The sequence below is a fragment of the Bacillus sp. BSL6 genome (assembly GCF_052928345.1).
Genome location: NZ_JAVGCW010000005.1, coordinates 342,832 through 366,478, shown reverse-complemented (window position 1 = coordinate 366,478; position 23,647 = coordinate 342,832). Strand labels below are relative to the sequence as shown.

At 34.9% G+C, this 23,647-nt stretch carries 28 protein-coding genes and 1 pseudogene; 21 read left to right on the top strand and 8 right to left on the bottom strand.

Annotated elements, in window-relative coordinates; all coding sequences use genetic code 11:
* Window positions 1-11: 11 nt before the first annotated feature.
* On the bottom strand, window positions 12-569 hold the full coding sequence (locus RCJ96_RS18695; RefSeq protein ID WP_074609612.1) for a CatB-related O-acetyltransferase: 558 nt from the start codon (window positions 567-569) through the stop codon (window positions 12-14).
* Window positions 570-679: 110 nt separating this feature from the next.
* On the opposite strand from RCJ96_RS18695, the gene RCJ96_RS18690 reads away from it, so the two are divergent.
* From RCJ96_RS18690 to RCJ96_RS18650, 9 genes are all read left to right on the top strand, one after another.
* The gene (locus tag RCJ96_RS18690; RefSeq protein WP_074609610.1) at window positions 680-1,021 is read left to right on the top strand and encodes an ASCH domain-containing protein; all 342 of its coding nucleotides are present in this window, start codon (window positions 680-682) and stop codon (window positions 1,019-1,021) included.
* Window positions 1,018-1,269 (top strand): NUDIX domain-containing protein, encoded by a 252-nt coding sequence (locus RCJ96_RS18685; RefSeq protein ID WP_316150916.1) that lies wholly within the window; start codon window positions 1,018-1,020, stop codon window positions 1,267-1,269. Before RCJ96_RS18690 ends, RCJ96_RS18685 begins: the two co-directional genes overlap by 4 nt.
* An 86-nt stretch (window positions 1,270-1,355) precedes the next feature.
* Window positions 1,356-1,976 carry an acetate uptake transporter gene (locus RCJ96_RS18680; RefSeq protein ID WP_000070938.1) on the top strand — a complete coding sequence of 207 codons (621 nt, stop codon included), beginning with the start codon at window positions 1,356-1,358 and terminating at the stop codon, window positions 1,974-1,976.
* A 141-nt stretch (window positions 1,977-2,117) separates the two neighbouring features.
* On the top strand, window positions 2,118-2,561 hold the full coding sequence (locus RCJ96_RS18675) for a flavodoxin (RefSeq protein WP_001062763.1): 444 nt from the start codon (window positions 2,118-2,120) through the stop codon (window positions 2,559-2,561).
* 16 nt (window positions 2,562-2,577) lie between these two features.
* On the top strand, window positions 2,578-3,477 hold the full coding sequence (locus RCJ96_RS18670; protein ID WP_316150914.1) for a WD40/YVTN/BNR-like repeat-containing protein: 900 nt from the start codon (window positions 2,578-2,580) through the stop codon (window positions 3,475-3,477).
* A 215-nt stretch (window positions 3,478-3,692) separates the two neighbouring features.
* Complete coding sequence (gene cspB / locus RCJ96_RS18665; protein ID WP_001179150.1) at window positions 3,693-3,893, top strand: cold shock-like protein CspB; 201 nt, start codon at window positions 3,693-3,695, stop codon at window positions 3,891-3,893.
* Between the two features lie 189 nt (window positions 3,894-4,082).
* Window positions 4,083-4,928 (top strand): exonuclease, encoded by an 846-nt coding sequence (locus RCJ96_RS18660; RefSeq protein WP_316150911.1) that lies wholly within the window; start codon window positions 4,083-4,085, stop codon window positions 4,926-4,928.
* Window positions 4,929-5,105: 177 nt separating this feature from the next.
* Complete coding sequence (locus RCJ96_RS18655; protein ID WP_000387290.1) at window positions 5,106-5,267, top strand: hypothetical protein; 162 nt, start codon at window positions 5,106-5,108, stop codon at window positions 5,265-5,267.
* 31 nt (window positions 5,268-5,298) lie between these two features.
* The gene (locus RCJ96_RS18650) at window positions 5,299-5,646 is read left to right on the top strand and encodes a hypothetical protein (protein ID WP_316150908.1); all 348 of its coding nucleotides are present in this window, start codon (window positions 5,299-5,301) and stop codon (window positions 5,644-5,646) included.
* Window positions 5,647-5,959: 313 nt separating this feature from the next.
* Here RCJ96_RS18650 and RCJ96_RS18645 read toward each other — a convergent pair whose 3' ends face one another.
* The gene (locus RCJ96_RS18645; RefSeq protein ID WP_000345047.1) at window positions 5,960-7,051 is read right to left on the bottom strand and encodes a DUF3900 domain-containing protein; all 1,092 of its coding nucleotides are present in this window, start codon (window positions 7,049-7,051) and stop codon (window positions 5,960-5,962) included.
* Between the two features lie 117 nt (window positions 7,052-7,168).
* Window positions 7,169-7,510 (bottom strand): hypothetical protein, encoded by a 342-nt coding sequence (locus RCJ96_RS18640; RefSeq protein ID WP_001997954.1) that lies wholly within the window; start codon window positions 7,508-7,510, stop codon window positions 7,169-7,171.
* Between the two features lie 361 nt (window positions 7,511-7,871).
* Here RCJ96_RS18640 and RCJ96_RS18635 point away from each other — a divergent pair, with 361 nt between their 5' ends.
* Window positions 7,872-8,783 carry a VanW family protein gene (locus RCJ96_RS18635; protein ID WP_316150906.1) on the top strand — a complete coding sequence of 304 codons (912 nt, stop codon included), beginning with the start codon at window positions 7,872-7,874 and terminating at the stop codon, window positions 8,781-8,783.
* A 189-nt stretch (window positions 8,784-8,972) separates the two neighbouring features.
* The gene (locus tag RCJ96_RS18630; RefSeq protein ID WP_316150945.1) at window positions 8,973-9,881 is read left to right on the top strand and encodes a VOC family protein; all 909 of its coding nucleotides are present in this window, start codon (window positions 8,973-8,975) and stop codon (window positions 9,879-9,881) included.
* A 21-nt stretch (window positions 9,882-9,902) separates the two neighbouring features.
* Here the strand turns inward: RCJ96_RS18630 and RCJ96_RS18625 are convergent, their stop codons facing one another.
* Together RCJ96_RS18625 and RCJ96_RS18620 are read right to left on the bottom strand one after the other, a co-directional pair.
* On the bottom strand, window positions 9,903-10,820 hold the full coding sequence (locus RCJ96_RS18625; protein WP_316150904.1) for a GNAT family acetyltransferase: 918 nt from the start codon (window positions 10,818-10,820) through the stop codon (window positions 9,903-9,905).
* Window positions 10,817-11,335, bottom strand: a complete 519-nt coding sequence (locus RCJ96_RS18620; protein ID WP_257810141.1) for a GNAT family N-acetyltransferase — start codon at window positions 11,333-11,335, stop codon at window positions 10,817-10,819. Before RCJ96_RS18620 ends, RCJ96_RS18625 begins: the two co-directional genes overlap by 4 nt.
* A gap of 292 nt (window positions 11,336-11,627) precedes the next feature.
* Here RCJ96_RS18620 and RCJ96_RS18615 point away from each other — a divergent pair, with 292 nt between their 5' ends.
* The 4 genes and pseudogenes from RCJ96_RS18615 to RCJ96_RS18600 all read left to right on the top strand — a co-directional run.
* A complete protein-coding gene (locus tag RCJ96_RS18615) occupies window positions 11,628-12,305 on the top strand; it encodes an MgtC/SapB family protein (RefSeq protein WP_074540689.1) in 678 nt (225 codons plus the stop codon).
* Window positions 12,306-12,508: 203 nt separating this feature from the next.
* Window positions 12,509-15,424, top strand: a complete 2,916-nt coding sequence (gene colA, locus RCJ96_RS18610) for a collagenase ColA (protein ID WP_316150886.1) — start codon at window positions 12,509-12,511, stop codon at window positions 15,422-15,424.
* A gap of 542 nt (window positions 15,425-15,966) precedes the next feature.
* Window positions 15,967-16,269, top strand: coding sequence for a hypothetical protein (locus tag RCJ96_RS18605; RefSeq protein ID WP_070806633.1), 303 nt, complete (start codon window positions 15,967-15,969; stop codon window positions 16,267-16,269).
* A gap of 47 nt (window positions 16,270-16,316) precedes the next feature.
* Window positions 16,317-16,692, top strand: a pseudogene (locus RCJ96_RS18600) (Tn3 family transposase); the annotation flags it as partial.
* Window positions 16,693-16,785: 93 nt separating this feature from the next.
* On the opposite strand, the gene RCJ96_RS18595 reads toward RCJ96_RS18600, so the two are convergent.
* Window positions 16,786-17,289 carry a GNAT family N-acetyltransferase gene (locus tag RCJ96_RS18595; protein WP_270794229.1) on the bottom strand — a complete coding sequence of 168 codons (504 nt, stop codon included), beginning with the start codon at window positions 17,287-17,289 and terminating at the stop codon, window positions 16,786-16,788.
* Window positions 17,290-17,546: 257 nt separating this feature from the next.
* Here RCJ96_RS18595 and RCJ96_RS18590 point away from each other — a divergent pair, with 257 nt between their 5' ends.
* The 6 genes from RCJ96_RS18590 to RCJ96_RS18565 all read left to right on the top strand — a co-directional run bounded on the left by RCJ96_RS18590 (window position 17,547) and on the right by RCJ96_RS18565 (window position 22,153).
* Window positions 17,547-17,945 carry a DUF2871 family protein gene (locus tag RCJ96_RS18590; RefSeq protein WP_044793331.1) on the top strand — a complete coding sequence of 133 codons (399 nt, stop codon included), beginning with the start codon at window positions 17,547-17,549 and terminating at the stop codon, window positions 17,943-17,945.
* 171 nt (window positions 17,946-18,116) lie between these two features.
* Entirely contained in the window at window positions 18,117-19,508 is a 1,392-nt protein-coding gene (locus RCJ96_RS18585) for an FAD-binding oxidoreductase (protein ID WP_242304294.1), read from the top strand.
* A gap of 4 nt (window positions 19,509-19,512) precedes the next feature.
* Window positions 19,513-20,481 carry a bile acid:sodium symporter family protein gene (locus RCJ96_RS18580; protein WP_219913246.1) on the top strand — a complete coding sequence of 323 codons (969 nt, stop codon included), beginning with the start codon at window positions 19,513-19,515 and terminating at the stop codon, window positions 20,479-20,481.
* A 12-nt stretch (window positions 20,482-20,493) separates the two neighbouring features.
* On the top strand, window positions 20,494-20,841 hold the full coding sequence (locus RCJ96_RS18575; RefSeq protein WP_001172036.1) for a DUF4260 domain-containing protein: 348 nt from the start codon (window positions 20,494-20,496) through the stop codon (window positions 20,839-20,841).
* Window positions 20,842-20,864: 23 nt separating this feature from the next.
* The gene (locus RCJ96_RS18570) at window positions 20,865-21,392 is read left to right on the top strand and encodes a GrpB family protein (protein ID WP_270794230.1); all 528 of its coding nucleotides are present in this window, start codon (window positions 20,865-20,867) and stop codon (window positions 21,390-21,392) included.
* Between the two features lie 134 nt (window positions 21,393-21,526).
* Window positions 21,527-22,153: an FMN-binding negative transcriptional regulator gene (locus RCJ96_RS18565; protein ID WP_316150874.1), complete on the top strand. Its 627-nt coding sequence runs from the start codon at window positions 21,527-21,529 to the stop codon at window positions 22,151-22,153.
* A 46-nt stretch (window positions 22,154-22,199) separates the two neighbouring features.
* Here the strand turns inward: RCJ96_RS18565 and RCJ96_RS18560 are convergent, their stop codons facing one another.
* Together RCJ96_RS18560 and RCJ96_RS18555 are read right to left on the bottom strand one after the other, a co-directional pair.
* A complete protein-coding gene (locus tag RCJ96_RS18560; RefSeq protein WP_000592016.1) occupies window positions 22,200-22,388 on the bottom strand; it encodes a Phr family secreted Rap phosphatase inhibitor in 189 nt (62 codons plus the stop codon).
* Window positions 22,385-23,479: a response regulator aspartate phosphatase gene (locus RCJ96_RS18555; RefSeq protein WP_316150871.1), complete on the bottom strand. Its 1,095-nt coding sequence runs from the start codon at window positions 23,477-23,479 to the stop codon at window positions 22,385-22,387. Before RCJ96_RS18555 ends, RCJ96_RS18560 begins: the two co-directional genes overlap by 4 nt.
* Window positions 23,480-23,647: the final 168 nt, after the last annotated feature.

The following is a 23,647-nucleotide window of genomic DNA, read 5'->3' as shown; positions in this document are numbered from 1 at the left end:
TTCTGTATGAATCATGTAGATTCTTTTTCGGGTGAGCTGAAAAATTCATCAATTTTGTCGGAGAGTAGAAATGGAATAGCTCCTTTTATAACAGAAATGTCCCAGTCCCACCATGCGATATTTTCTAGTTTGTCAATTGTTTCTTGAGGGAAACGATATCGAACAAATTTTGCAGGATTACCAGCTACAATTGCATATGGCGGTACATCCTTTGTAACAACACTCTTTGCGCCAATAATGGCACCGTTACCAATCGTAACACCAGATAAAATGCAGGATTGATAACCAATCCATACATCATTGCCGACTACAATATCACCTTTTGAAGAGGGGTGACCAGTAATATGGGCTCCTTCGCTGAAAAGAGCGTTAAATGGATAAGTCGTTATCCAGTCCGCGCGATGTTCTCCGCCAAGTATGAAAACAACTTCTTCTCCTAATGAACAAAACTTACCTATTTTTAATTTCGTTTCATCATTCCAAGAAAAAATAGTTGGACCTACTTTACTATAAGTATAATCACCGATATCATACTTACTATATTCAGGTTTTTGATTTAAATATAACATGATTCTTCAACCTTCTTTCTCAATCAAGAAATAAGCGTGGAATATTATATGCAAGGTGTAGTAAGGTGACCAGTGTTAATAGGTAAAATGAATAAATGGGAGTGGAATGTATGAGATATGAAATGGGATTATATAATAAACCTTTTCAGTCAATTCAATCAGGAAAAAAAGTGTATGAAGTGCGCTTATACGATAAAAAGCGTCAACTCATAAAACAAGGCGATCATATTGTATTTACGAACCTTACGACAGCAGCAACGATGGCTGTAAAAGTAACGGAGATAAAACGATATGAAAACTTTGAAGCAATGTACGAACAAATTGATAAAAAATTATTGGATTGTGAAAATGATAGTTTAGAGGAAATGTTAGAAAGTACATACAAAATATATACGAAAGAACAAGAACAAAAGTGGGGAACAGTTGCGATCGGTATTGAGGTAATAAAATGACAAGAAATCGTGGCGCGGCTATCATTGTGCAGGAAGGGAAAATTGCTCTTATAAAACGTATCCGAGAAGATGAAACGTACTATGTTTTTCCAGGTGGAGGAATTGAAGAAGGAGAAACACCTGAAGAATTCGAAATGAAAGATAGAGGGATTTATATTCCGTTATGGTTGCCGATATATGAGTTGGAAAAAGTGAATATAAAACCGTATGAAGTGGTTGAAAGTATATTAGAACATTATAAAATATAAGGTCTGACAACATACAAAAAAAACCATTGACATAGTCTTCTGATTTAAGTATTGTATTCGAGTATGTTTATAATCAGGAGGTTTATATGAGCAATCAAACAACTACACATCATGTGAAAATGACAACAGCAGATCCATCTGGAATTGGTCTATTTGGATTAGCGATGGTAACACTTGTAGCATCATCTCAAAAGTTAGGCTTAACAGATGGCGTTTCACTAGTATTACCATGGGCAATCTTTTTAGGAGGATTTGCACAAATCTTTGCTTGCATTCACGATGCAAAGCATAACAATACATTCGGTACAACAGCATTCGGTGCATACGGTCTATTTTGGCTAGGTGTTGGAATGACTTGGTTAATTCAACTTGGAGTATTTGGCGAAAAATTAGCACAAGCTGCAGATTCAAAACAGCTTGGTGTAGCCTTTATCGGATATTTAATTTTCACAATCTTTATGACAATTGGTGCAATGGAAACACATAAAGTATTATTTATGATTTTCGTCCTTATTGATTTCTTATTTATCGGTCTTTCATTAAGTACTTTAGGTGTTATGCCGCATGCGATGCATAATTTAGCAGCATATTCAGAACTTCTTATTTCATTATTATCTTTCTATGGTTCAGCAGCAGCAGTGTTAAATACACACTTCGGAAAAGTTGTTTTACCAGTTGGAAAGCCGTTTGGTATTTTTAAAAAGTAATAAAAAAGCACAGATGATTGTATAGTCATCTGTGCTTTTTTTATGAAGTAAACAGAAATAATAAAAAATACAATTGAAATTGATTCTCATTATTAATATAATGAGAATGAGAATCGTTTATTGTTAGAGGGGGATGCCAAAGTGGCGAAAATTTTAATAGCTTATGCAAGTATGTCAGGAAATACAGAGAGTATTGCTGATTTAATTAAAGTTAGTTTAGATGCTTTTGATCATGAAGTAGTATTGCAAGAAATGGAAGGCATGGATGCTGAAGAATTATTAGCTTATGATGGAATCATTTTAGGATCTTATACGTGGGGCGATGGTGAATTGCCATTTGAAGCGGAAGATTTCCATGAGGACTTAGAAAATATTGATTTATCAGGGAAGAAAGTAGCGGTATTTGGATCAGGTGATACGGCGTATGAACTGTTTTGTGAAGCGGTAACGATATTTGAAGAAAGGCTTGTAGAACGCGGTGCAGAGCTTGTACAAGAAGGATTGAAAATCGAACTAGCTCCAGAAGATGAAGAGGATGTTGAAAAATGCAGTAATTTTGCAATTGCATTTGCTGAGAAGTTCTAAGAATGGGAGTGTCAACGTGGAGACAATGTTAAGTGCGACCGCTATTACAAAGTTAAGAGATGGGAAGCTTATGTTAGCTACTACATATAATGGTTTATTTATTGAACAAAACGGAGAATGGAAACAAATTTTAAATGGTTTTCAAAAACGAATTAGGGATTTACATAGCGAAGATAATGTAGTGTATGGTGTAGGTGATGAAGGAATTTTTATTCGTAGTATGAATGGTGGAGAGAATTGGACAGTTCAACGTTTTCCAACAAAGGCAACGAGTTGGAATGTGTGTAGTAATATAGAAGGAACTGTCATTGCTCATGGAGATAAAACGTTGTATCATTCGAATGATTTTGGTTCGACATGGGAAACCATTCATCCATTTCTTGAGTATGGTGGCGGGGCACCATCTATTCGATCGTTGTTTTTATATAAACATTACTTATTTATCGGTACGAAAATACATGCTAAATATGGTGGTGTTTGGCTATTTAATTTGGAGACACGTAAATTAAATAGGATTAAAATCGTGATGAATCAAATGATCTCAGCGTTGACTTTACACAACTCTTATTTAGTAGCAGCCAGTGGATCGTGCAAAGGGATTAGCGGGAATATTTCTTTTTGTAAAATAGAAGAAAGTATTGAGAGTGAAAAAACATATTGGCACACATGTCAAAGCGAGCAGAAAGCAAGTAGCTATTTAGACTTAAGTGTAGATCAACATGTGTTATATACAACGTCAACGCAAAATAAGGCTGGGATTAGTACTGTTTGTCGTGTACTTTTAGAAGAAGGAATTGTAACAGTATGTGATTCAGTTAAAGGGCATGGCTGGCGCATTGTGAACCAAAAAGAAGCCTATTTTGTAGCGGGATCAGGTGAATCAAAAGCGATGCAGTGGAAGAAAAAAGTTGTATAGCAAAAAAACTTTGCTTTTATTATATTGATATGATATATTATATTTAAACCATTTTACTTTTAATAATATAGAGATTTAAATGAGCTGTAACTTCCGAGGAGGATAGCAATGTTAAATCTCCTCAGAGTTGCAGTTTTTTTAATGTCTGACTTATTTTTGTAAAGTGGTTGAAAATGAATATGTACATATAGGTACATTGTAGGAGGATTTTTTACATGCAAAACGGTAAAGTAAAATGGTTTAACTCAGAAAAAGGTTTCGGATTCATCGAAGTTGAAGGCGGAGAAGACGTATTCGTTCATTTCTCAGCTATCCAAGGCGAAGGTTTCAAAACTTTAGAAGAAGGTCAAGAAGTTACTTTCGAAGTAGAACAAGGTAACCGTGGACCTCAAGCTACAAACGTTAACAAGAAGTAATTGTGGAAAAAAGAAGGGCTTGCCCTTCTTTTTTTTTGCATTTTTATTGAATAACCTCCTATGTACATAGCATAATGAGATTGAATTTTCGTTTTTTAGACGAAGTATTACATGCATAAAGTGTATGAATAAATAAATACTGAAAATAAAGTATGTGTGTGAAAAGGAATGTAGAAAGAGGTAAATAAATTGGAAAACGCTACACATTTTATTGTGTTTGATATAGAGAGAAATTTTAGGCCGTATAAATCAGAAGATCCGTCAGAGATAGTTGATATCGGAGCTGTAAAAATAGAAGCAAGTACAATGAAGGTAATTGGAGAATTTTCGGAGTTAGTAAAACCGGGGGCACGACTTACTCGTCATACGACAAAATTAACGGGAATTACAAAGAAAGATTTAATTGGTGTCGAGAAATTCCCGCAAATTATAGAAAAATTTATTCGGTTTATCGGAGAAGATTCTATATTTGTTACATGGGGAAAAGAAGATTATCGATTTCTATCTCATGATTGTACGTTACATAGTGTAGAATGCCCTTGTATGGAAAAAGAAAGAAGAATTGATTTACAAAAATTTGTTTTTCAAGCGTATGAAGAATTGTTTGAGCATACACCAAGTTTACAATCTGCAGTAGAACAGCTCGGTTTAATATGGGAAGGGAAGCAGCACCGAGCTTTAGCGGATGCTGAGAATACAGCGAACATACTTCTTAAAGCATATAGCGAGAGAGATATTACTAAAAGGTATAAAAGACATGGTGAACTCGAGCTTGTAAAGGACGGAAAATTAACAGAAAAAGCGAAAAAAAAGATGCGAAAATGGGTATTTAAAGAAATGAGAAAAAATACAGAGCGTCCTTTCGTTTGGAGTACATTTGAAAGTAGTGACACGTGGGAAAGTATAACGGAAAGATATTATATAAGTGAACCTACAATAGAACTTCTGAAAAAACATTTTCGTACGGCGGTTCGAAAAGCGGAAAGGCAGATTAGGTATTTGGCTGAGATGGAGAAGAATGCAGAGGTTAAATAACATTCTTCTCTATTTCTAGCTACATAAATTTACTGTCATTGTATTGATGGATGAATAAAGTATTCATATAAATAGGAATTGATTTGTTGTGCTACTTTGAAATTTAAGGTGTGGTAAGAAATTTTTTAATATATTCATAAAATTAGAGCCCATAGAAATGAAAGAGGGTAAAGTTGAATGGAAGCAATCTTTAACATTGTAACAGTTTTAGTTTTTGGGATAATATTTACCACGCTATTAGCGGTAATTACACTTCCTTTCATAGCAAAGAAGAAGAATTGGAAAAAGCTTAATATCTCTTTAAGTCGTGGTGTGTTAAAGATAAAAATAGAAGAGTAAGATAAGAGTTTTAGAAAAGGTGGGTGTGATAGTGATAGACTTAGATATTAAAGACGTCAACGTACAGATGGAATTAAACGGAGTCTTTTGGAATGAGGATGGGATTGCTGAAATGACGGTGACTACAAAAGAAGAGCATTCTTTTCTTCTTCGTTTAGTAGTTGATTTAGAAAGTAAAACGATTAGGGCGACGAGTGCTGAAATAGTGAATGGATTCTGTCCTCTGTGCAAACAGAAAAGGAATGAATGTAGTGAACTTAATGACTTGCAAAATAAAATGGGAATTTTAGAAGAAGCCTATGATTGGGTGAGAGAGCATCCGGAATATCGTTTTCAGTTATCTTTTTACGAGTACAATAAGTTTGAGGTAGTGAAATGAAATTTTAATTTTGAGAACATACATAGTGACTAAAAGGAAAAATACCAAAAACTTATAGAAGGGTTTGGTCTATAAGGAATATTGAAGCCGATATTTCTAATGGAAATACGTTTGTATAACCAGAAAGGGATGGACTTGATTCTGCAACAAAAGTCATCTTGGATCAAAATTATTTTTAAACATAAACATATTTTGTTATAAAGCAGAAAAACCGATTCTTAGTAGAATCGGTTTTTAATATAAATGAAAACTATGCCCCAAATAAAAGAGCGCTTATTAAAAGCGCCCAGTAAAAACAGTTAAATGGAAGAATTTATTCAATCCCGTTCGGATCATAAGAATACTGCTGCTTATTCTCAATCCGCTCAATTACGTCTTGCAACTCGTCTGGCTTCAGAAACTCAATTGGAGAGAAGCCTTTCTCAAATGTAAGTGTATCAGCCTCAATCATTAATACGTATCGGTCATTTACCTTTGCGATATGTATTTGATCCCCGAAATCAGCAAGCAGGGCCTTCACAGAGATATGATCTGCTTTTAGCTTTAATTCCACTTCAGGAGCATGCTCGACGATTTGAGCGGTAGCTTCCATTACTTCTTCGGTTGAAAATTGTTCCATAATTTCGCGTTTTGGACTGGCAGCCCATACTTCCATCGCTTGGTCGAATTGTTCACGTTCTTCCGTACCTTCTTCAAATACATCTTCAATTTGGTCGTATACCATGTCCATTACTTGTGTTTTCATAATTTCAGGCATAGAGCGTTCGTATTCGACGAATTTTAAGAAGTCTTCAAAGTAACGGGCGTGTGATGCTTGGTGAATTTTTAGCTCGCCCACTTCGACCATACCTTCTTCGGGCATGTACGGATATTGGATAGATTTCATATTTTTTGTTGTGATGGCCATTTCAACGTTACGAATTAGTGTGGATTCATCGGAAATAGAAGCGACTTTTGGCTCGAAGTCACATTTCATAACGAAGACGAATGGATCATCAAAGTATTTGCGTAGTTTTGCTTGCGCAATTAAAAATACACCACCGCGCACAGCACTTGTGTCAAGATATGTATAAACGAGAGGTTCGCTCATATCTTTGAAGTTTTCCTTCGTTTCTGCAAAGCGGATGCGATTAAATAAGTTGTAATGAGGATTTGAATCAAGTTCGTGCCCTTCTTCTACAATAAAGCGACCGATTTTTGTCGGAGCTTGTTCTGTTTTCGCATGACGTTCTACTTTTCTCTTTGAAATTTTTAATAATTCTCCATTCAAAAATTCTTTTAAGGAGCTATCTTCATACTCTTCAGCGTCTAATGTTTGAAAATGTTTGTAGCGTTTATCAACAGCTTCACCTTTTCCTTCTACTTGTACAACATAAAAGGAAAGATAATTTATTTCAAAATCCATATTTATCACCTTGTTTCATTTCATTAACTCTTATCAGTATAGAGATGGAAAAAACTTTCGTCAATTTATATAAGGAAGGGGAAGCCCCCTTCCTTCATATATTTTTTATTTCCGAAATTAAAATCCGTCTTCTAATGCTGAAAATGGAATGTTCAGTCTGTTTTCTACTGTACGTAAACGTTGGTTTAAGCGGTTTAATCTACGTGTATGACGTTCAACCGTGTTTTCTAATTGACGTACTCTTTGTTCAAGCTCATTTACTCGTCTTTCTAATTGACGGTTTCCAGCACCAGGAAAAGAGATTGGAAGTTGGAATTGTCGAGTTTGATCATATGGATTAACTTGTTCTACTGGATCTATATATTGTTGGTATTGTGCTTGTAAATCATATTGAGGTTGATAACCAGTTTGGTTATATGGATCGTATGGATTGTAGGGGTACATAAAAACATCCTCCATTTCTTTAAAATAGGTTAATTCACCATAATGTATGTGTAAAAGCGGAGTGTGGCACGGCAAATACCTATTTATGTTCACAGGATGTTTTTTATAAATACGAATATGGAGTTTTACATTTGTATTTCGTTCGTTTTATGGTATATACTGGATAATAGGGAGAGGTTACGTAAAGGTTACAATTCTATCAAACTCAAACTTTTATGTAAATATATATAGACATTTGGAAAAGAAAAGAGTAATTTATATAGAGTAAAAAATAACTTGTAACAATTTATAAATATATTGTAAAATGATTGTAACAAAACATACATAAAAATGAAATAATACATAAAAGTAGTATTGGGGAAAAGGGGAGAGTATATTGTTCCGTAAAGTAAAGGGTATATTAGTTGGGGTTTTATGTGTAGCTGTAGTGAGTGGCTGTGGTACAAAAGTAAGTGATGTTGCATTAGTAAGTGATATTGGTGGCCACACGGTAGAGGTTAAAGCAGAAGTACAGGATTCTATTAGTTTAGTAGATGGTCGTACAGGTACGGAAGTAAAAAAGTTAGATTTGTCGAGTCTAGGTTATTTTGAAGATGAAGCGAAATTTAAAAAATCAGTTGAGAAGGTTGCTAGGGAAGTTGGAAAAAATGTTGACAAAAAGATGGTCCCTTCACGTCTAGGATCTGATGGAAGTTGGCAAGAAGGGAAACCTTCTTATGAATTAATGGAAAAAGAATTAGTAGATAAACTATTAAACGTAGGTATGTGGGATTCTTCCTATCAATTACCTATTGTTGAGAAGAAGCCTACTGCAACATTAAGTGATGCGCAAGGAAGTGGTACGGTAATTGGTAGATATGAAACGAATTTAGGTGGCTCAACAGGTGGCCGTATTGAAAATATTCGTTTGTCAGCAGCGAGCATAAATGGAGTTGTATTAGCAAAAGGAGACCGTTTCTCTTTCAATGCATTAATTGGTGATACAACGCCAGATAAAGGATATCAATTAGGAAAAGAAATTGTAGATGGTAAATTAGTAGATGGATATGGCGGTGGTGTTTGTCAAACATCATCAACATTATACAATGCGGCAGATCAAGCTGGTTTGAAAATGGTAGAGAGAACAACACATTCTAAAACGGTAGGTTACGTTCCACAAGGAAGAGATGCTACAATTGCATATCCATACTTAGATTTAGTGTTTGAAAACACGAATGATGCACCTGTGAAACTTTATATGGGCATTCAGGGCGGAAAGTTAGTTGCTGAAGTACATAAAATGCGATAAGAATTAGAACAGACTATTTTTGTAAAGTCACCTTTTCTGAAAGTTAGAAGAGGTGACTTTTTATTATGAATATAAAAATAATTGTAAATTCTGACTTTTCTTATTTACATAGGATGATTTTAGTTGTATCCTTCATAGTAACGGTTATATGTAATGGAAGAATATTGGGATAAGGAGATGGAGTTATTTATGGTACAAATTCATCCGAAAACACGTATTGGTCATGTTGAATTTAAGGTGATAGATTTAGAACGTCAAATTTCCTTTTATGAGAATGTTGTAGGCTTAGAAGTAATTAAGCAAGAGGGGAATAAAGCATATTTATCTGGAAAAGGTGGAAAGAATACATTACTTGTTCTTGAAAAGTTAGAGGACGGGGTACTGCAAGAGCCGCGTACGACTGGTATATATCATGTAGCCTTTTTGGTTCCGACTCGTGAGGCTTTTGCGTCGGCATTATTTGGTGTGATTCGTAATAAGAATGTAATTGATAGTCCGGCTGAGCAAGAGGGACGTTATACATATTCAAATGAAATTTTACCAATTTCAAGGTTTAATAGCGCGAGTGATCATACGTATAGCGAAGCGTTTTATTTACAAGACTTAGAGGGAAATGGTATTGAAATTTATGCGGATCGTCCGCGCGATCAATGGGGGGAAGGGCCAGGAGGAAGTACCCCGCTGGATTTAAAAGAACTAGCAACGCTTGTTGATTATGAGTTCGATGGATTACCTGCTAATACTGTCGTTGGACATGTACATTTACGAATAGCTAATGTAGAAGAGTCACATGACTTTTATGTAGATACAGTAGGCTTGGAAGTGCAGCAACGTGAAGATGACTGCTTATTCATTTCTGCAGGAGGATATCATCACCATATAGGCGCAAATACGTGGAACGGAGTAAATAACCCGCATCCACCAGCACATGCAACTGGACTTAAGGTATATACGATTGTATTACCGCATAAAGAAGCATTAGATGAAGTAAAAGAAAGATTAATAGAAAAACAGCATGAAATACACGAAATTACAAATGGATTTACTGTAGTCGATCCGAGTGGTATTACAGTACAGTTTGAAATAGAAACAGCATAAAAGAAGTCGGAAGGTGTATAATTACCTTCCGACTTCTTTTTGATACGTAATCCAGGTAGCACAAGGATTGAAAGGAACGGATTTTAATATCTCCATTGCATATATACTTGTTGAATCGAATTCACCTTGAATGAAAGAATAGCCGTGTTTATTTGCATACATAAATTGTTCGAAAACGAGCAGTTTCAGTAAGGATAAATCGTCTTTCGTGTGAGTTCCGCACCATCCTAGTTCTACCGTATTATCCTTTTCTGATGTATGGAGGAAAGAGTATGCCATAATTTGATGCTCTTCATCTATAATGAGAAAGCTCCCATCTAGTAGTACGTCATCAGCTAAAATCATCTCTTGCCAAGTTTGTAGTGGGAATGAGGCAACGGGATTTGCTAGGTGGGTTTGCTCATAATTTTCTTTTACTAAGTAGGCTAGTTTTTCTAATAAATTATTATTTGATACGATGTTCGATAAAGTTTGTACATGATAATTTGAATTAGGAACTATATCGATAGAAACTATTTTTTGTAAGTCTAATATCGGCATATAGGTTCTTCGAATTTCCGTAAAATTATGTTCTTCAAAAAACGTTTTTAAATGAGCTGATGTTTCCCATATAGAGGTTTGTAATGGGAGTTTAAAGTTTTCTCGCTTTTGAATCTCGTTTAATAAAAATTCTTCAATGTGTAGCTCTGCATAGAAAGGATTCGTATATATTCGAAAGTATGTGCAGTATGGATGGAAGTTACTGCCCCAGGTGAAAAAGATGCCTACTACATCTTTTTTATAGTAGGCAACATATGCACATTTTGTTTTATTATTTCGTAATAAGTGAAATAGGTACGATTCTTCATTGTATAAATCAATAAGTTGTTTTACTTTTAATTCATTACTTTTATTATAACTCTCTATAACAAGATTATGTTCATTGGATGACTTCTTCATAGCTCAATCCAAAAACGCCTTACTACATTCCCATCTTCCTCAATGAAATCCTCATCACGAAGCCCGCCGTTATGTAAAATTGTTTTTTCTGAAGCAGTATTTACTTCATCGCAAACGATCAGTGCTTTCGTGATGTTTAATTGCTTCGCTTTTTCCAGTGATAATGCTAGTAATTTCGTAGCGTAACCTTTTCTTCTTTCAGAAGGGCGAATGCCATAACCGATATGACCGCCAGCGTTAAATAAATGTTCGGTTAAACTATGACGTATATTAACAGCTCCTACGATCCTATTATGATCTGTAACGAGCCAATACGTAGAATCTGGTACCCAAGAGTCAGGAAGATTTATTCCATTATGTGCATCGAGTAGTTCTTGCACCATAGCGGGGAAGTTAGAAGGATCCTTTGTAATAACCCACGGAATCATCGTTTCACCGCTATCTTTCCATTCGTTATAAAAATCTAAGTATTCGTCTTGTAAATCGGTAGTAGGTGTAAGCAAAGAGACGTTCATTGTGAGTAAGCTCCTTTATTTATGTAGTATGTATAAAAAAATCACGACATGAAATGAAAACGTTTTCTTAATTTTCTCAACCTCATTTCATGTTATCCACCTTTGTTTTTTCAAGAAAATGAGTGGATGTTTAAAATTAGAAGTTATTTATTTTATGTTAATATTTAAAATATTAACATAAAATGGCCTAGGTATTAAGTGTATTTTAGTAAAATTCCTTCATATCGATACATGGATGTGTGTGATAATTTTTATTTTATCTATCTATAATGAATGAAAGGGGGAAGGGCTCGTGAGTGTAAATATTGATTTCATTATACGAATCGGTGTTGCTGGTTTGTTAGGAGCAATAATCGGTATTGAAAGGGAAATTCGATCAAAAGAAGCGGGCTTAAAAACACATTTCCTAGTAGCGGTAGGGAGTGCATTAATAATGGTCGTTTCGAAATATGCTTTTTCAGATATTATGAATGAAGAACATATGGCACTAGATCCGAGTCGTATTGCAGCGCAAGTTGTTAGTGGAGTAGGTTTTTTAGGTGCAGGTACAATTATTATTCAAAAGCAGGCGGTGAAAGGATTAACGACAGCAGCTGGTTTATGGGCTACAGCAGGAATTGGATTAGCAATTGGTGCTGGTATGTATGTAGTAGGAATTGGAGCGACGATTCTTGTTTTAATTGGTTTAGAGATTGTAAGTCGTATTTTTAAGGTGCAATTTTTATTTCCGCAAAATATAATGGTGCAAATGTGTATAAATAAACGTGAAGCAGTACAACAAATATTAGAAACACTTCATATGAAAGGCATTCCAATACTTTCATATGAAGTGGAAGCTTCACAGCAAGGGATAGAAATTGTTTATAAGGTAGGGATGCAACTGAAAAACATATCGTCAGAAGAAAAGAATGAATTTATTCAGCATATGCAAACATTACCAGAAGTTACATTCATAAAGTTAAAATCATAGTTTTGAAAACGAGGATAGATGTAGCGGGAATTTCGCTATAATCTATCTTTTTTTGATATAAAGCGCACATAAAGTCAAGTGTTAATTTTGCATGGTATGGATACATGTGTGAACGTTACCTTATTTTTTCTCAATACAGTATAAAAAGTAAAAATAGTAAAATAATGGTGCGGTACACTAAAAAATGTAAGGTAGGGGAGAGCATGAAAGGCTATTCAAAAAAAGTGTTAGTAGGGGTAAGTTTTGCTAGTTTCATGTTAGGGAGTTTTCAAGGGGGCGCATTGGCAGAAGGTACAAAGGGAGAGCAAGTTTCATATCGGAATGTGCTCAAAATGGAACCAGTTGGTGTACAATTACCTGTGCAAGAATTAGCTCATTCATCAAAAGTGTTGGAAAATAAGTCTTTTGAGAAAAGGCTAAAATTTGCTGATTTGTCACAAAGACCGCCTGAAGTGAAAAAGGAAAGTAAGCCATTAGCTGTAGCGAAAACGTATACAATTGCTGAATTAAATCAATTGAGCAATCAGCAGTTAGTGGACTTACTTGTAACAATTGATTGGGAGCAAATTACTGGGCTATTTCAGTTTAATAAGGATAGTCTTGCATTCTATCAAAATGATAGTAGAATGCAGGCAATTATTGATAAATTGAACCAGCAAGGACAAGCTTATACGAAAGATGATTCAAAAGGGATTGAGACTTTAGTAGAGGTGTTACGATCTGGTTTTTATTTAGGATTTTATCATACAGAATTAAGTAAACTAAATGAGCGAAGCTATCATGATAAATGCTTACCTGCACTAAAAACGATTGCGAATAACCCGAATTTTAAACTCGGTACATTAGAACAAAATAGAGTTGTCTCATCATATGGAAAATTAATTGGAAATGCTTCAAGTGATGTGGAAACGATCACAGCAGCTGCAAAGATTTTTAAACAATATAATGATAATTTTTCTACATTGGTAGATAATCTTTCAGCTGGAAATGCGATTTACGATATTATGCAAGGTGTTGATTACGATATTCAATCGTATTTGTACGATACGAGAAAAGCACCGAAAGATACAATATGGTATCAAAAAATTGATAGCTATATTAATGAATTAAGTCGTTCTGCCTTAATTGGAACGGTGACAGCGAAAAATGGTTGGTTAATTAATAATGGTATTTATTATACAGGTAGACTTGGTACGTTCCATAGTACAGAAACGAAAGGATTACAAGTTGTAACAGATGCCATGAAAATCTATCCGTATTTAGGTGAGCAATATTTCGTAGCTGCTGAGCAAATTGCGACGAATTATGGCGGGAAAGATGCGAATGGTAAAGTGGTTGATCTAGATCAAATAAGAGAAGATGGTAAGAAAAAATATTTACCGAAAACGTATACGTTCGATGATGGAGCAATTGTGTTAAAAGCTGGAGATAAGGTGACTGAGGAAAAAGTAAAACGTCTATATTGGGCGGCAAAAGAAGTGAAGGCACAATTCCATCGTACGGTTGAAAGTGACCAGCCGTTAGAAAAAGGCAATCCTGATGATGTATTAACGATGGTTATTTATAATAGCCCAGCTGAATATCAATTTAACCGTCAATTATACGGGTATGAAACGAATAACGGCGGTCTTTATATAGAAGGAACAGGTACGTTCTTTACTTATGAACGTACGCCAGAAGAAAGCATTTATAGTTTGGAAGAATTGTTCCGACATGAGTTCACGCATTATTTACAAGGTAGATATGAAGTGCCAGGACTTTGGGGACAAGGGAAGATGTATGAGAATGAGAGATTATCTTGGTTTGAAGAAGGGAATGCGGAGTTTTTTGCAGGTGCAACGAGAACAGATAATGTTGTACCGAGAAAGAGTATTATAGGAGGCATATCTTCAAATCCAGCAGAACGTTATACAGCAGAGAGAACGTTAAACGCAAAATATGGAACGTGGGATTTCTATAATTATTCCTTCGCTTTACAATCGTACATGTACAATAAGAGATATGATATGTTTGACAAAATTCATGATCTTATTAGGAAAAATGATGTAACAGCATATGATGCATACCGCTCTGCTTTAAGTAAAGATGCGAATTTAAATAAAGAGTATCAAGACTATATGCAAATGTTAGTAGATAACCGTGAGAAATATAATGTTCCATTAGTATCAGATGATTATTTAGCGACGCACGCACCGAAACCAGTTTCAGATATTGCAGCAGAAATTACAGCAGAAGCAAAATTAAGTAATGTATCAGTTAAGAAAAACAAATCACAGTTCTTTCATACATTTACACTACAAGGAACATATACAGGTACGACTGCAAAAGGAGAATATGAAGACTGGAAATCAATTACACAAAACGTAAATGATACGTTAAAACGTTTAAGTGCGAAAGAATGGACAGGCTATAAAACAGTAACAGCTTATTTCGTAAATTACCGTGTGAATGCAGCAGGACAATTTGAGTATGATGTTGTATTCCATGGGATTAATACAGAAGAAGGTGCTGTGAATAAAGCGCCAGTTGCGGTTATAAATGGGCCCTATAGTGGAAATGTAAATGAAGCAATTTCGTTTAAAAGCGATGGATCAAAAGATGAAGATGGGAAAATTACTTCGTATAAATGGGAGTTTGGTGATGGAGCAGTAAGTAATGAGCAAAATCCGACTCACGTGTATACAAAAGAAGGAACATATACAGCGAAATTAACAGTAACAGATGACAAAGGATTAACGAATACTGCTACAACGAATGTAACGGTTCAAAAGAAAGAAGATAACAATGTGGAAAAAGAGCCGAATAACTCATTCCAGACAGCAAATAAACTGCAATTCAATCAAGTTTTACGTGCTAGTTTAGGAAACGGTGATACGAGTGATTACTTTGAAATAAATGTGGAAACGGCGAAAAACCTGCAAATTAATGTAACGAAGGAAAATAATATTGGAGTAAACTGGGTTCTTTATTCGGAAGCAGATTTAAATAATTATGTTACGTATGCCCAGCAAGAAGGGAATAAGTTAGTAGGAAGTTACTACACGTATCCAGGGAAATATTATTTACATGTGTATCAGTATGGCGGGGGAACAGGGAATTATACGGTAGAAGTGAAATAGTAAAAAGGTCGCCGTAAGTGGCGACCTTTTTGTTGCGTGTTATACAAAAAAATTTACAAAAGCTTGATAGGCACTACCAAGAGAAAATAACGTAGCTACCATATGTGCAGTCCATTTAGGCATATTTAATTTCAATACGGTATTGTACAAGATTCCATATAAGGGGGCCTGCCGACGAAACGCGGAAATTATACGCTAAGCATAAGTTTACCAATAAAATAAAAAACAAAGTCTGTAAATTTATGTAAAATAATGATATAATTTAATTGAATATAAAGAAAAAGGAAACCGATACAGCTTGTGCGTATGCAGTGCATTTTGGTCTGGGTCGCAGTCTTTTAACGTGCTCGAACTACAGGAGGAGTAAGCATATTCCCGATGGATCCATTTCTGTACTTCCATTACCTAGGGGAATCCCCTGGTATCCAAGACTAAATTTTACCCATACATCATTTTTTTGATGTAGCTCTTGAAGATAAAAACTATTTAATTTTCAAGGAACAGTTATTAACTTAAAACTTATTATACGAGGAGGGTGTATCATGAAAAAAATATGCTTTGTATTAATTGTCGACGCTGGTATAAATTATGGTTCAATATTTTCTCTACCATTTTTAAGGAATCAGGATGATTTGAAGGAATATTTTTCTGAGTATTACGATGTTTCGATTAATTATATTAGGGATAAAAACTCAGTTGACTATTTGGTAGTTCCCAAACCGTGTCCACCTTTTGATAATGAAAATAATCTTCCAATAATTGAAGTACCAGCAAACTTATTTATGGAAAAGGATTTTGAAAAAATAAAGACTTATATAGACAATTATTTTTCTAATAACTCATAAAGAAAATAAAAGTACAGTAAAAAGAAGTCCGATAAAAAACGAGTAGTGAAGATTCAATGAATAAGGCACGAGCAACATTAGTAAATTACCAGTACCAACTAGATTTAGCTTCTTATTGGGGAGATGGTACCACTTCGTCTTCAGATGGGATGGGCATGCAAATGGGGGGTTCATCTTTACATGCAGACGCAAATCCACAGTACGGAACAGGTAAAGGTGCTACCATTAAAGTCCGATTAGTGAAGGCTAATAATCAGTGGGGGATGAAGAAAACCCCCACTAATTAAAGTTTCACTTTATCGCTTTATGAGTGATCAATTCTCTAGCTTTCATACAAAAGTGATTAATCCGAATGCTAGGGATGCCGTTCATGTCATTGATGGTTTACTACATCACGAAACAGATTTACATATTGAAGAGCATGCTATTTGATCATTACGCCTCTTAGAACATAAATAAAACCCTTGATTTTCTGCTTAGCGTAGATAAATCAAGGGTTTTTCTTTCGAAATCTTTTTACGCGTTATAGCCGAATAATTTTAAATCTTCCCCTGAGTTCGAAATGATCTCTTCGAACTTCAATCCTACTTTTTCTAAAAGCTTTCCTGACTGGATGTTATCAGTAGTAGTAATGGCTACAATTCGTTTCAGACCTAGTTTTTGTACTCCGTATTCGATTACAGCAGAAGCTGACTCGTAGCCATATCCTTTCGAACGGAATTTCTCTAAAAAGGCAAAGCCGATATCAACATCTTCTAATGAATCTCTTTTAATAAGGCCACACATACCGAGCGGAGTGAGATCTTCTTTTCGTTCTACTAAGTAAAGGCCGAAGCCCATTTTATTATACATATCAACGGGTCCGTTTAAGATGTATTTTTTTGCATCTTCTAAGTTTTTAATCCTTTTATCACCGATATACTGAATCCATGCAGAATCGTTTACTAACTCGAGAATAAATGGAGCATCTTTTATATGAAACCAGCGAAGAACGAGTCGTTCCGTTTCAAGAACTATCACAATCTACTGCACCACCTTTAACATTTATAATCATTAGTATGGATTGTGTAATACAAAATCGCAACATATTTTAAAAGAGCCTGGATTGTTCACATAAAGTTCGTTTGTTTTGTATAAAGGGATATTTTATAATTAGAATTGATTGTAAAGAGTGAGATGCTTATACAATGACTCCTAGGTGACTAGGAGTTTTTACTATATAACTATCATTATTACTAAATATGACACACTACACATTCTACTCAAGGAGGTACATAATGAAGAAATTATATAATGCATCGTTTACGTATTTGATTATCGGTTTATTATCAGGGATTTTCGCTAGGGAGTATGGAAAGTATAAAGGGATTGTAGGATCTACTTTGTTAAACCTTTTACATACACATACACTTGTACTCGGCTTTTTCTTCTTTTTAATTGCTTTAGGATTAGCAAAAGTATTCGCGTTTCATGAAGCGAAAAGTTTTAATAAGTGGTTTGTTGTACATAATATCGCATTAATTTTAATGTTAGGTTCGCTAGCAGCAAGAGGGCTTCTTCAGTTAAATGGAGCGGACTTTAAAGGATTAACTTATATTGTTGGTTTTTCTCATTCGCTGATGGCATTTACTTTAATTTGGTTTATGTTGTTAATAAAGAAGTCGTTTAAAATGTAGTTTTATAGAAAAGAACTTGCGATAGGTATTGCAAGTTCTTTTCGTTTATTCGACAGTATGAAACGAATTGCATATGTATAAAACTTGAATTATTTAATTTTTCGGATTATTATGTATAAAATACTTAACATATTTTGTAATTCAAATTTATAGAAAGTAGGAGAGTGTACGATGGAAATAACAGTAGAGCGTTTAGTAAATGAATTAAAGGGTGTGCTTCCCGAAGATCGAGTAGTAATCAATACGACAGTAAGAGAGTTACATAGTAAAGATGAATCTTATCATGCCAGTAGTTTACCTGATGTAGTAGTTTTTCCGAAAACGACAGAAGAGGTTAGCGCGATAATGAAAATAGCGAGTGAGCACGGGACACCCGTCGTTCCGTTTGGGGTAGGTTCTAGTTTAGAAGGACATGTAATTCCTTATGAAAAAGGAATTACGGTTGATTTTTCATTAATGAACAAAATTCTTGAAATAAGAGAGAAAGATTTTCTGGTGAAAGTACAGCCAGGAGTGACTCGTTCTCAGCTCAATAAAGAATTGAAGAAATACGGTTTGTTTTTTAGTGTAGATCCAGGAGCAGATGCAACGTTAGGTGGAATGGCCGCTACAAATGCGAGTGGAACGACAGCCGTGAAATATGGCGTTATGCGTGATCAAGTTCGTGATTTAGAAGTCGTTCTTGCTAATGGAGAAGTAATACATACTGGGAATTTAGCTGTGAAGTCGTCATCAGGTTACCATTTAAATGGTGTTTTCGTAGGATCAGAAGGTACGCTTGGATGCTTTACAGAGTTAACATTAAAAGTATACGGCATACCAGAGCATGTTATGGCCGCGAGAGCATCGTTTCCAACTATAAATGATGCAGTAGAAGCTGTTATTAACATATTGCAAGCGGGTATTCCGATTGCGAGAATTGAACTCGTTGATGAACTATCTATGAAACAAGTCAATCATTATAGTGAAACAAGTTACAGAGAAGAACCTACATTGTTTTTAGAGTTTCACGGTAATGAAGCAGGGTTAAAGCAAGATGTTGAGTTTACGAAAGAAATTGTTTTTGATCATAAATGTAAAGAAGTTGCTTTTGAAACGGAAACTGCAGCGAGAAATAAATTATGGGATGCACGGCATAACCTAGCATACGCTTACGTTCATAGCTATCCTGGTAAAAAGCTTATGAGTACAGACGTATGTGTACCTATTTCAGAATTGGCTGGGGCAATTCAACATGCGAAAGATACATTAGATAAGGTTGGGCTTGTTGGTGGTATTCTTGGTCATGTAGGAGACGGGAATTTCCACGTGCTCTTAATGGTTGATCCAAACGATAAAGAAGAAGTGGAAAAAGCAGATGAAATAAATGAAAGTATCGTTCTATATGCTCTTAAACGAGGAGGAACATGTACAGGGGAACATGGCGTTGGTATTGGAAAACGGAAGTATCAGGAAGAAGAACATGGGGCGGCATTACTCGTAATGGAAAAAATAAAGAAAGCTCTTGATCCGCAAAATATTTTGAATCCGAATAAAGTTTTTCAGTTAAAGGATAGGGGATGATGGGGTGAAAGTACTAGAAGCGATAAGTAATATAGCTGGAAAGTATTTTGCATTTTGGGTTATTTGTATTGCAACTATTGCGTATTTTATTCCCGCTCCATTTCTCGGGTTAAATAGTTACATAACGATTTTACTCGGGGTTGTCATGTTTGGGATGGGGTTAACATTAAAGGCTGTTGATTTTAAAATTATTGCTACAAAACCATTGCCAGTTATTATCGGTGTATGTGCTCAGTTTATTATTATGCCACTTGTCGCATACGTACTAGCCTACGTTATGAATCTGCCAGCAGAATTAGCAGCTGGATTAGTGTTGCTCGGTTCAGTACCGGGTGGCACCGCATCAAATGTTATGGTTTATTTAGCGAAAGGGAACTTAGCGTTGTCTATTGCAATGACATCATTATCAACGTTACTAGCACCAATTGCTACACCTCTTATTTTACTATTACTTGCAGGACAATGGATGCCGGTTAATCCTATGTCTATGTTTCTTTCTATCGTACAAGTTATTATCATACCTATTATTTTAGGATTAGTAGTGAAGAAGTTTTTCCCAAAAACTGTTACGAAAGGAATGACTGTTATTCCTTTCATATCAGTTTTAGCAATTATCATTATTGTTTCAGCGGTAGTTTCAGCAAATGTAAGTAGTATTACTTCTTCAGGCCTTCTTATCTTTATTGCCGTTATGCTCCATAATGCTTTCGGTTTTTTACTCGGATATATAACAGCATTCATACTTAGACTAGACGAAGGGACAAGAAGAGCTATTTCAATAGAAGTAGGAATGCAAAATTCAGGTTTAGGTGTTGCGCTAGCAACAGCACATTTTGGACCAGCTGCCGCCCTCCCAAGTGTGTTAGCAGCGGTATGGCATAACATTGCAGGACCGATTTTAGCAACCATCTGGTCAAAAAATGCAAAGGATACTTTCAGTGATGAAACTTTATCGGTAAATATAGAAAAATAGGAATGATAAAGAATGCAAAAACGTATTGTACATTTTGAAGGGCTAGTTGTTTTCATAGCTGCGATTTATGCGTATTCATTATATGAATTTAGTTGGATAATATTTTTTCTGTTCCTTTTAGCTCCGGATTTATCAATGTTAGCGTATGGTATAAATAATCATGTTGGGGCTAACATTTATAATTTATTTCACACATATATCATATCGATATTAATTGTTATCATAGGTGCTTATTTTAAGATAGATATAGTTATTATGATTGGTTTAATATGGACCGCACATATTGGAATGGATCGAATGTTTGGATATGGATTGAAATATGAGACGGATTTTAAGGATACTCATATTCAGAGGTTATAGTTGCTTTTGAGGAGAGGGATACTTTGAAACAGAGAATTACTATCGAAGAGTATAACATCAAATGGGAAAGTGAATTTAATAAGTTACAAACTCTCATTAACGATGTAATGGAAGACAGTATTTTATCCATTGAACATGTTGGGATTACATCTATTAAAGGACTTGCAGCAAAACCAATATTAGATATTGATATCGTAATAGAAGATTATGGGTTTTTTCCTAAAGTAGTAACAAAGCTTGAAGCGATAGGATACTATCATCAGGCAGAATGGAGCTACAAAGGGAGAGAGGCGTTTGGCAGAAAGGACGCTTTCGTTCCGTGGGACGGAGAAAGTACAGATTGGATGGAACATCATTTGTATGTGTGTGATAAAGAAAGTGAAGAGCTAAGAAGACATATAGCGTTTCGGGATTATCTTCGTGAACATGAAGGTGTTGCTGTTGAATATGGATATTTAAAGGAAGAGTTAGCAAGAGAGGCAAAAAGTAGAAGGAGCTATAGTGAAGGTAAGACAGCATTTATTACAAATATATTAGAAAAGATAAACTAAGGCAGCATGGAATACATGCTGCCTATTCTTTTGAAATAGAACGCTGCCATTATAAAACAAATACAAACTGGCCCTGTTGAATGCCACAAGACTTAAATATAATGAGAAATAAAAGACCGGAAAAGAGGGAGTTTATGTATATACCAAAATATTTCGCAATACAAGATGAAGAAATGAAGTACGAAATAATGGAACAAAATAGCTTTGCAACGTTATTTTCTCAACATAATGGGGAACCATATGCAACGCATTTACCATTGTTATTAAATAGAGAGACCCTTACTTTACATGGTCACTTCGCACGGCCGAATGAACAGTGGAAAGATATTGGGACTCAGCAAGTACTAGCTATATTTCAAGGACCACATAGTTACATCTCTCCGTCATGGTATGAAACAAACAATGCAGTACCAACATGGAATTACGTTGCAGTGCATGTATATGGTGAATTAGAAATTGTTGAAGATGAACAGGAATTAATAGATTCTCTTCAAGAGTTAGTACATAAGTATGAAGATCCAGAGAGCGCCTACTCACTTAATGATGTAGACCCGAATTATATAGCAGGATTAAGTAAGGGAATAGTTGGGTTCAAAGTAAAGATAAATAAAATAGAAGGAAAAGCGAAGTTAAGTCAAAATCATTCTGTGGAAAGAAGAAAATTAGTTGTGGAGAAACTTGAGAAAGTTGGTAGTGAGGAGAGTAGGGCGATTGCAGGGTTGATGAGAAAAGAGAGTTTACTTGAAAGGGAAACATTCTAAATAAGCGTATTTAAAAAGACCTTCTTAATGGAAGGTCTTTCGTTTTTTAAAGTGCTTTTTCAGTTGTTGTTGAGTTGTAGTCTTTACTTACGTCAACGGATTGAACAAGGTCAGGTCTTTGTGGTGCAGGAAGATCAGCATGACCCGCTTGGTATGTAAATGAACTATGAATGCCAGTAGCCAAAATACCGAAAACAGATAGTCCTAAAAAAACAGAGCTAATTTTTTTAATCATTTCAATGCCCCTTTCTCAAACGTTTTTTCTTTTGCTTGTAACGCTTTATGAAAATATTCACTTGCCTTAATGTGATTATTTTCACTATGAAATTTAACAGCTAATTTTTCTGAGTATTCTTGAGTGTAGTTATATAATAATTCTTTGTCGAAAAACGTAATTCCTTTAAGGATAATTGTTTCTAATTCTTCAGAACCAACATTATTATTTAGTTCGTTTAGAATTTTAAAATGATATATATATTCTTCATTATTTAATTCCGTACAAATTTTTAACCCTTTTTGGATTAATCCTTCAGCGATACTTGTTTCATCTAGTTTAGAGTGTTCTCTTGCTTGCAAGAAGAGAGCCTTGAAATGTGTAGGTTTCTTTTCGGTCACTTCTGATAGGTGACGGATTGCAAGTGTGGAGAGGTTTTGACTGGCATACAACCAACCCAAATTATTACGTACACTTAAAATTAATTCTTTTTCATCAGATTTCTGTAAAAGGTGTATTGCTGAATTATATTGCTCTTCCGCTTGTTCATATTGTTTTAAATAGACAAATGAGGCACCTAATGTATTTTTACATAATCCAACTTTAACTTCAAAGCCAGTTTGTTTATCGAAAATCTCTTTAGCCTTAGTTGCATATTCAATAGATTCAATTGGTTGGTAAAAGTGATAATGGAAAATCGCCATTCGATAATAAAATTCAGCATGCTCTAGATTATCAGTGTTATTTACTAATAATAACTTAGCCTGTTCATAATGTTCGCTAGCTAAGTTATAGTCTGTGGTTAAAGTTGCATAAATGCCTTTAAAGAAATGATAGTAGTAAGACAGTGGATGATTGGATGAGATTACGTAAGAATCTATTTTATCAAAGCTATCTTTTGAAATACTTAAACTATCTGTCAAAACTTTATGTCGAAACTCTAGTAAGGAATGATATAATGCTAAATTTTTATCTTCCTCGAAGTTTAGTTCCTTTTCCTCAATTTCATGCTTTAAGTTTGTCGCTTGGGACACATCTTGTTTTAGCATAGCCAAATACCAATCATTAAATAATTTTGTAATTTGTTCATTACCTTGTAGTTGAACGTTCATGAAATCCCCTCGCTTTTTGAATATTCTTATAAAATATAGTATCAAAAATAACAATATTTAGAAATACGATTTTTATTTCTCAATATTTGTTTAACAAACTTTTCAGTAAGCCGATTGGAATAGTATTAATTTGTTTTGGAGTAAAGAAAAGGTGTCGGGGGAGGGGGC

Excerpts from the sequence above, each read along its gene's own strand:
- RCJ96_RS18695 (WP_074609612.1), bottom strand. The coding sequence starts at position 569 with ATGTTATATTTAAATCAAAAACCTGAATATAGTAAGTATGATATCGGT.
- RCJ96_RS18690 (WP_074609610.1), top strand. The coding sequence starts at position 680 with ATGAGATATGAAATGGGATTATATAATAAACCTTTTCAGTCAATTCAA.
- RCJ96_RS18685 (WP_316150916.1), top strand. The coding sequence starts at position 1,018 with ATGACAAGAAATCGTGGCGCGGCTATCATTGTGCAGGAAGGGAAAATT.
- RCJ96_RS18680 (WP_000070938.1), top strand. The coding sequence starts at position 1,356 with ATGAGCAATCAAACAACTACACATCATGTGAAAATGACAACAGCAGAT.
- cspB (WP_001179150.1), top strand. The coding sequence starts at position 3,693 with ATGCAAAACGGTAAAGTAAAATGGTTTAACTCAGAAAAAGGTTTCGGA.
- RCJ96_RS18655 (WP_000387290.1), top strand. The coding sequence starts at position 5,106 with ATGGAAGCAATCTTTAACATTGTAACAGTTTTAGTTTTTGGGATAATA.
- RCJ96_RS18645 (WP_000345047.1), bottom strand. The coding sequence starts at position 7,051 with ATGGATTTTGAAATAAATTATCTTTCCTTTTATGTTGTACAAGTAGAA.
- RCJ96_RS18640 (WP_001997954.1), bottom strand. The coding sequence starts at position 7,510 with ATGGAGGATGTTTTTATGTACCCCTACAATCCATACGATCCATATAAC.
- RCJ96_RS18630 (WP_316150945.1), top strand. The coding sequence starts at position 8,973 with ATGGTACAAATTCATCCGAAAACACGTATTGGTCATGTTGAATTTAAG.
- RCJ96_RS18625 (WP_316150904.1), bottom strand. The coding sequence starts at position 10,820 with ATGAAGAAGTCATCCAATGAACATAATCTTGTTATAGAGAGTTATAAT.
- RCJ96_RS18620 (WP_257810141.1), bottom strand. The coding sequence starts at position 11,335 with ATGAACGTCTCTTTGCTTACACCTACTACCGATTTACAAGACGAATAC.
- colA (WP_316150886.1), top strand. The coding sequence starts at position 12,509 with ATGAAAGGCTATTCAAAAAAAGTGTTAGTAGGGGTAAGTTTTGCTAGT.
- RCJ96_RS18605 (WP_070806633.1), top strand. The coding sequence starts at position 15,967 with ATGAAAAAAATATGCTTTGTATTAATTGTCGACGCTGGTATAAATTAT.
- RCJ96_RS18590 (WP_044793331.1), top strand. The coding sequence starts at position 17,547 with ATGAAGAAATTATATAATGCATCGTTTACGTATTTGATTATCGGTTTA.
- RCJ96_RS18585 (WP_242304294.1), top strand. The coding sequence starts at position 18,117 with ATGGAAATAACAGTAGAGCGTTTAGTAAATGAATTAAAGGGTGTGCTT.
- RCJ96_RS18575 (WP_001172036.1), top strand. The coding sequence starts at position 20,494 with ATGCAAAAACGTATTGTACATTTTGAAGGGCTAGTTGTTTTCATAGCT.
- RCJ96_RS18565 (WP_316150874.1), top strand. The coding sequence starts at position 21,527 with ATGTATATACCAAAATATTTCGCAATACAAGATGAAGAAATGAAGTAC.
- RCJ96_RS18560 (WP_000592016.1), bottom strand. The coding sequence starts at position 22,388 with ATGATTAAAAAAATTAGCTCTGTTTTTTTAGGACTATCTGTTTTCGGT.
- RCJ96_RS18555 (WP_316150871.1), bottom strand. The coding sequence starts at position 23,479 with ATGAACGTTCAACTACAAGGTAATGAACAAATTACAAAATTATTTAAT.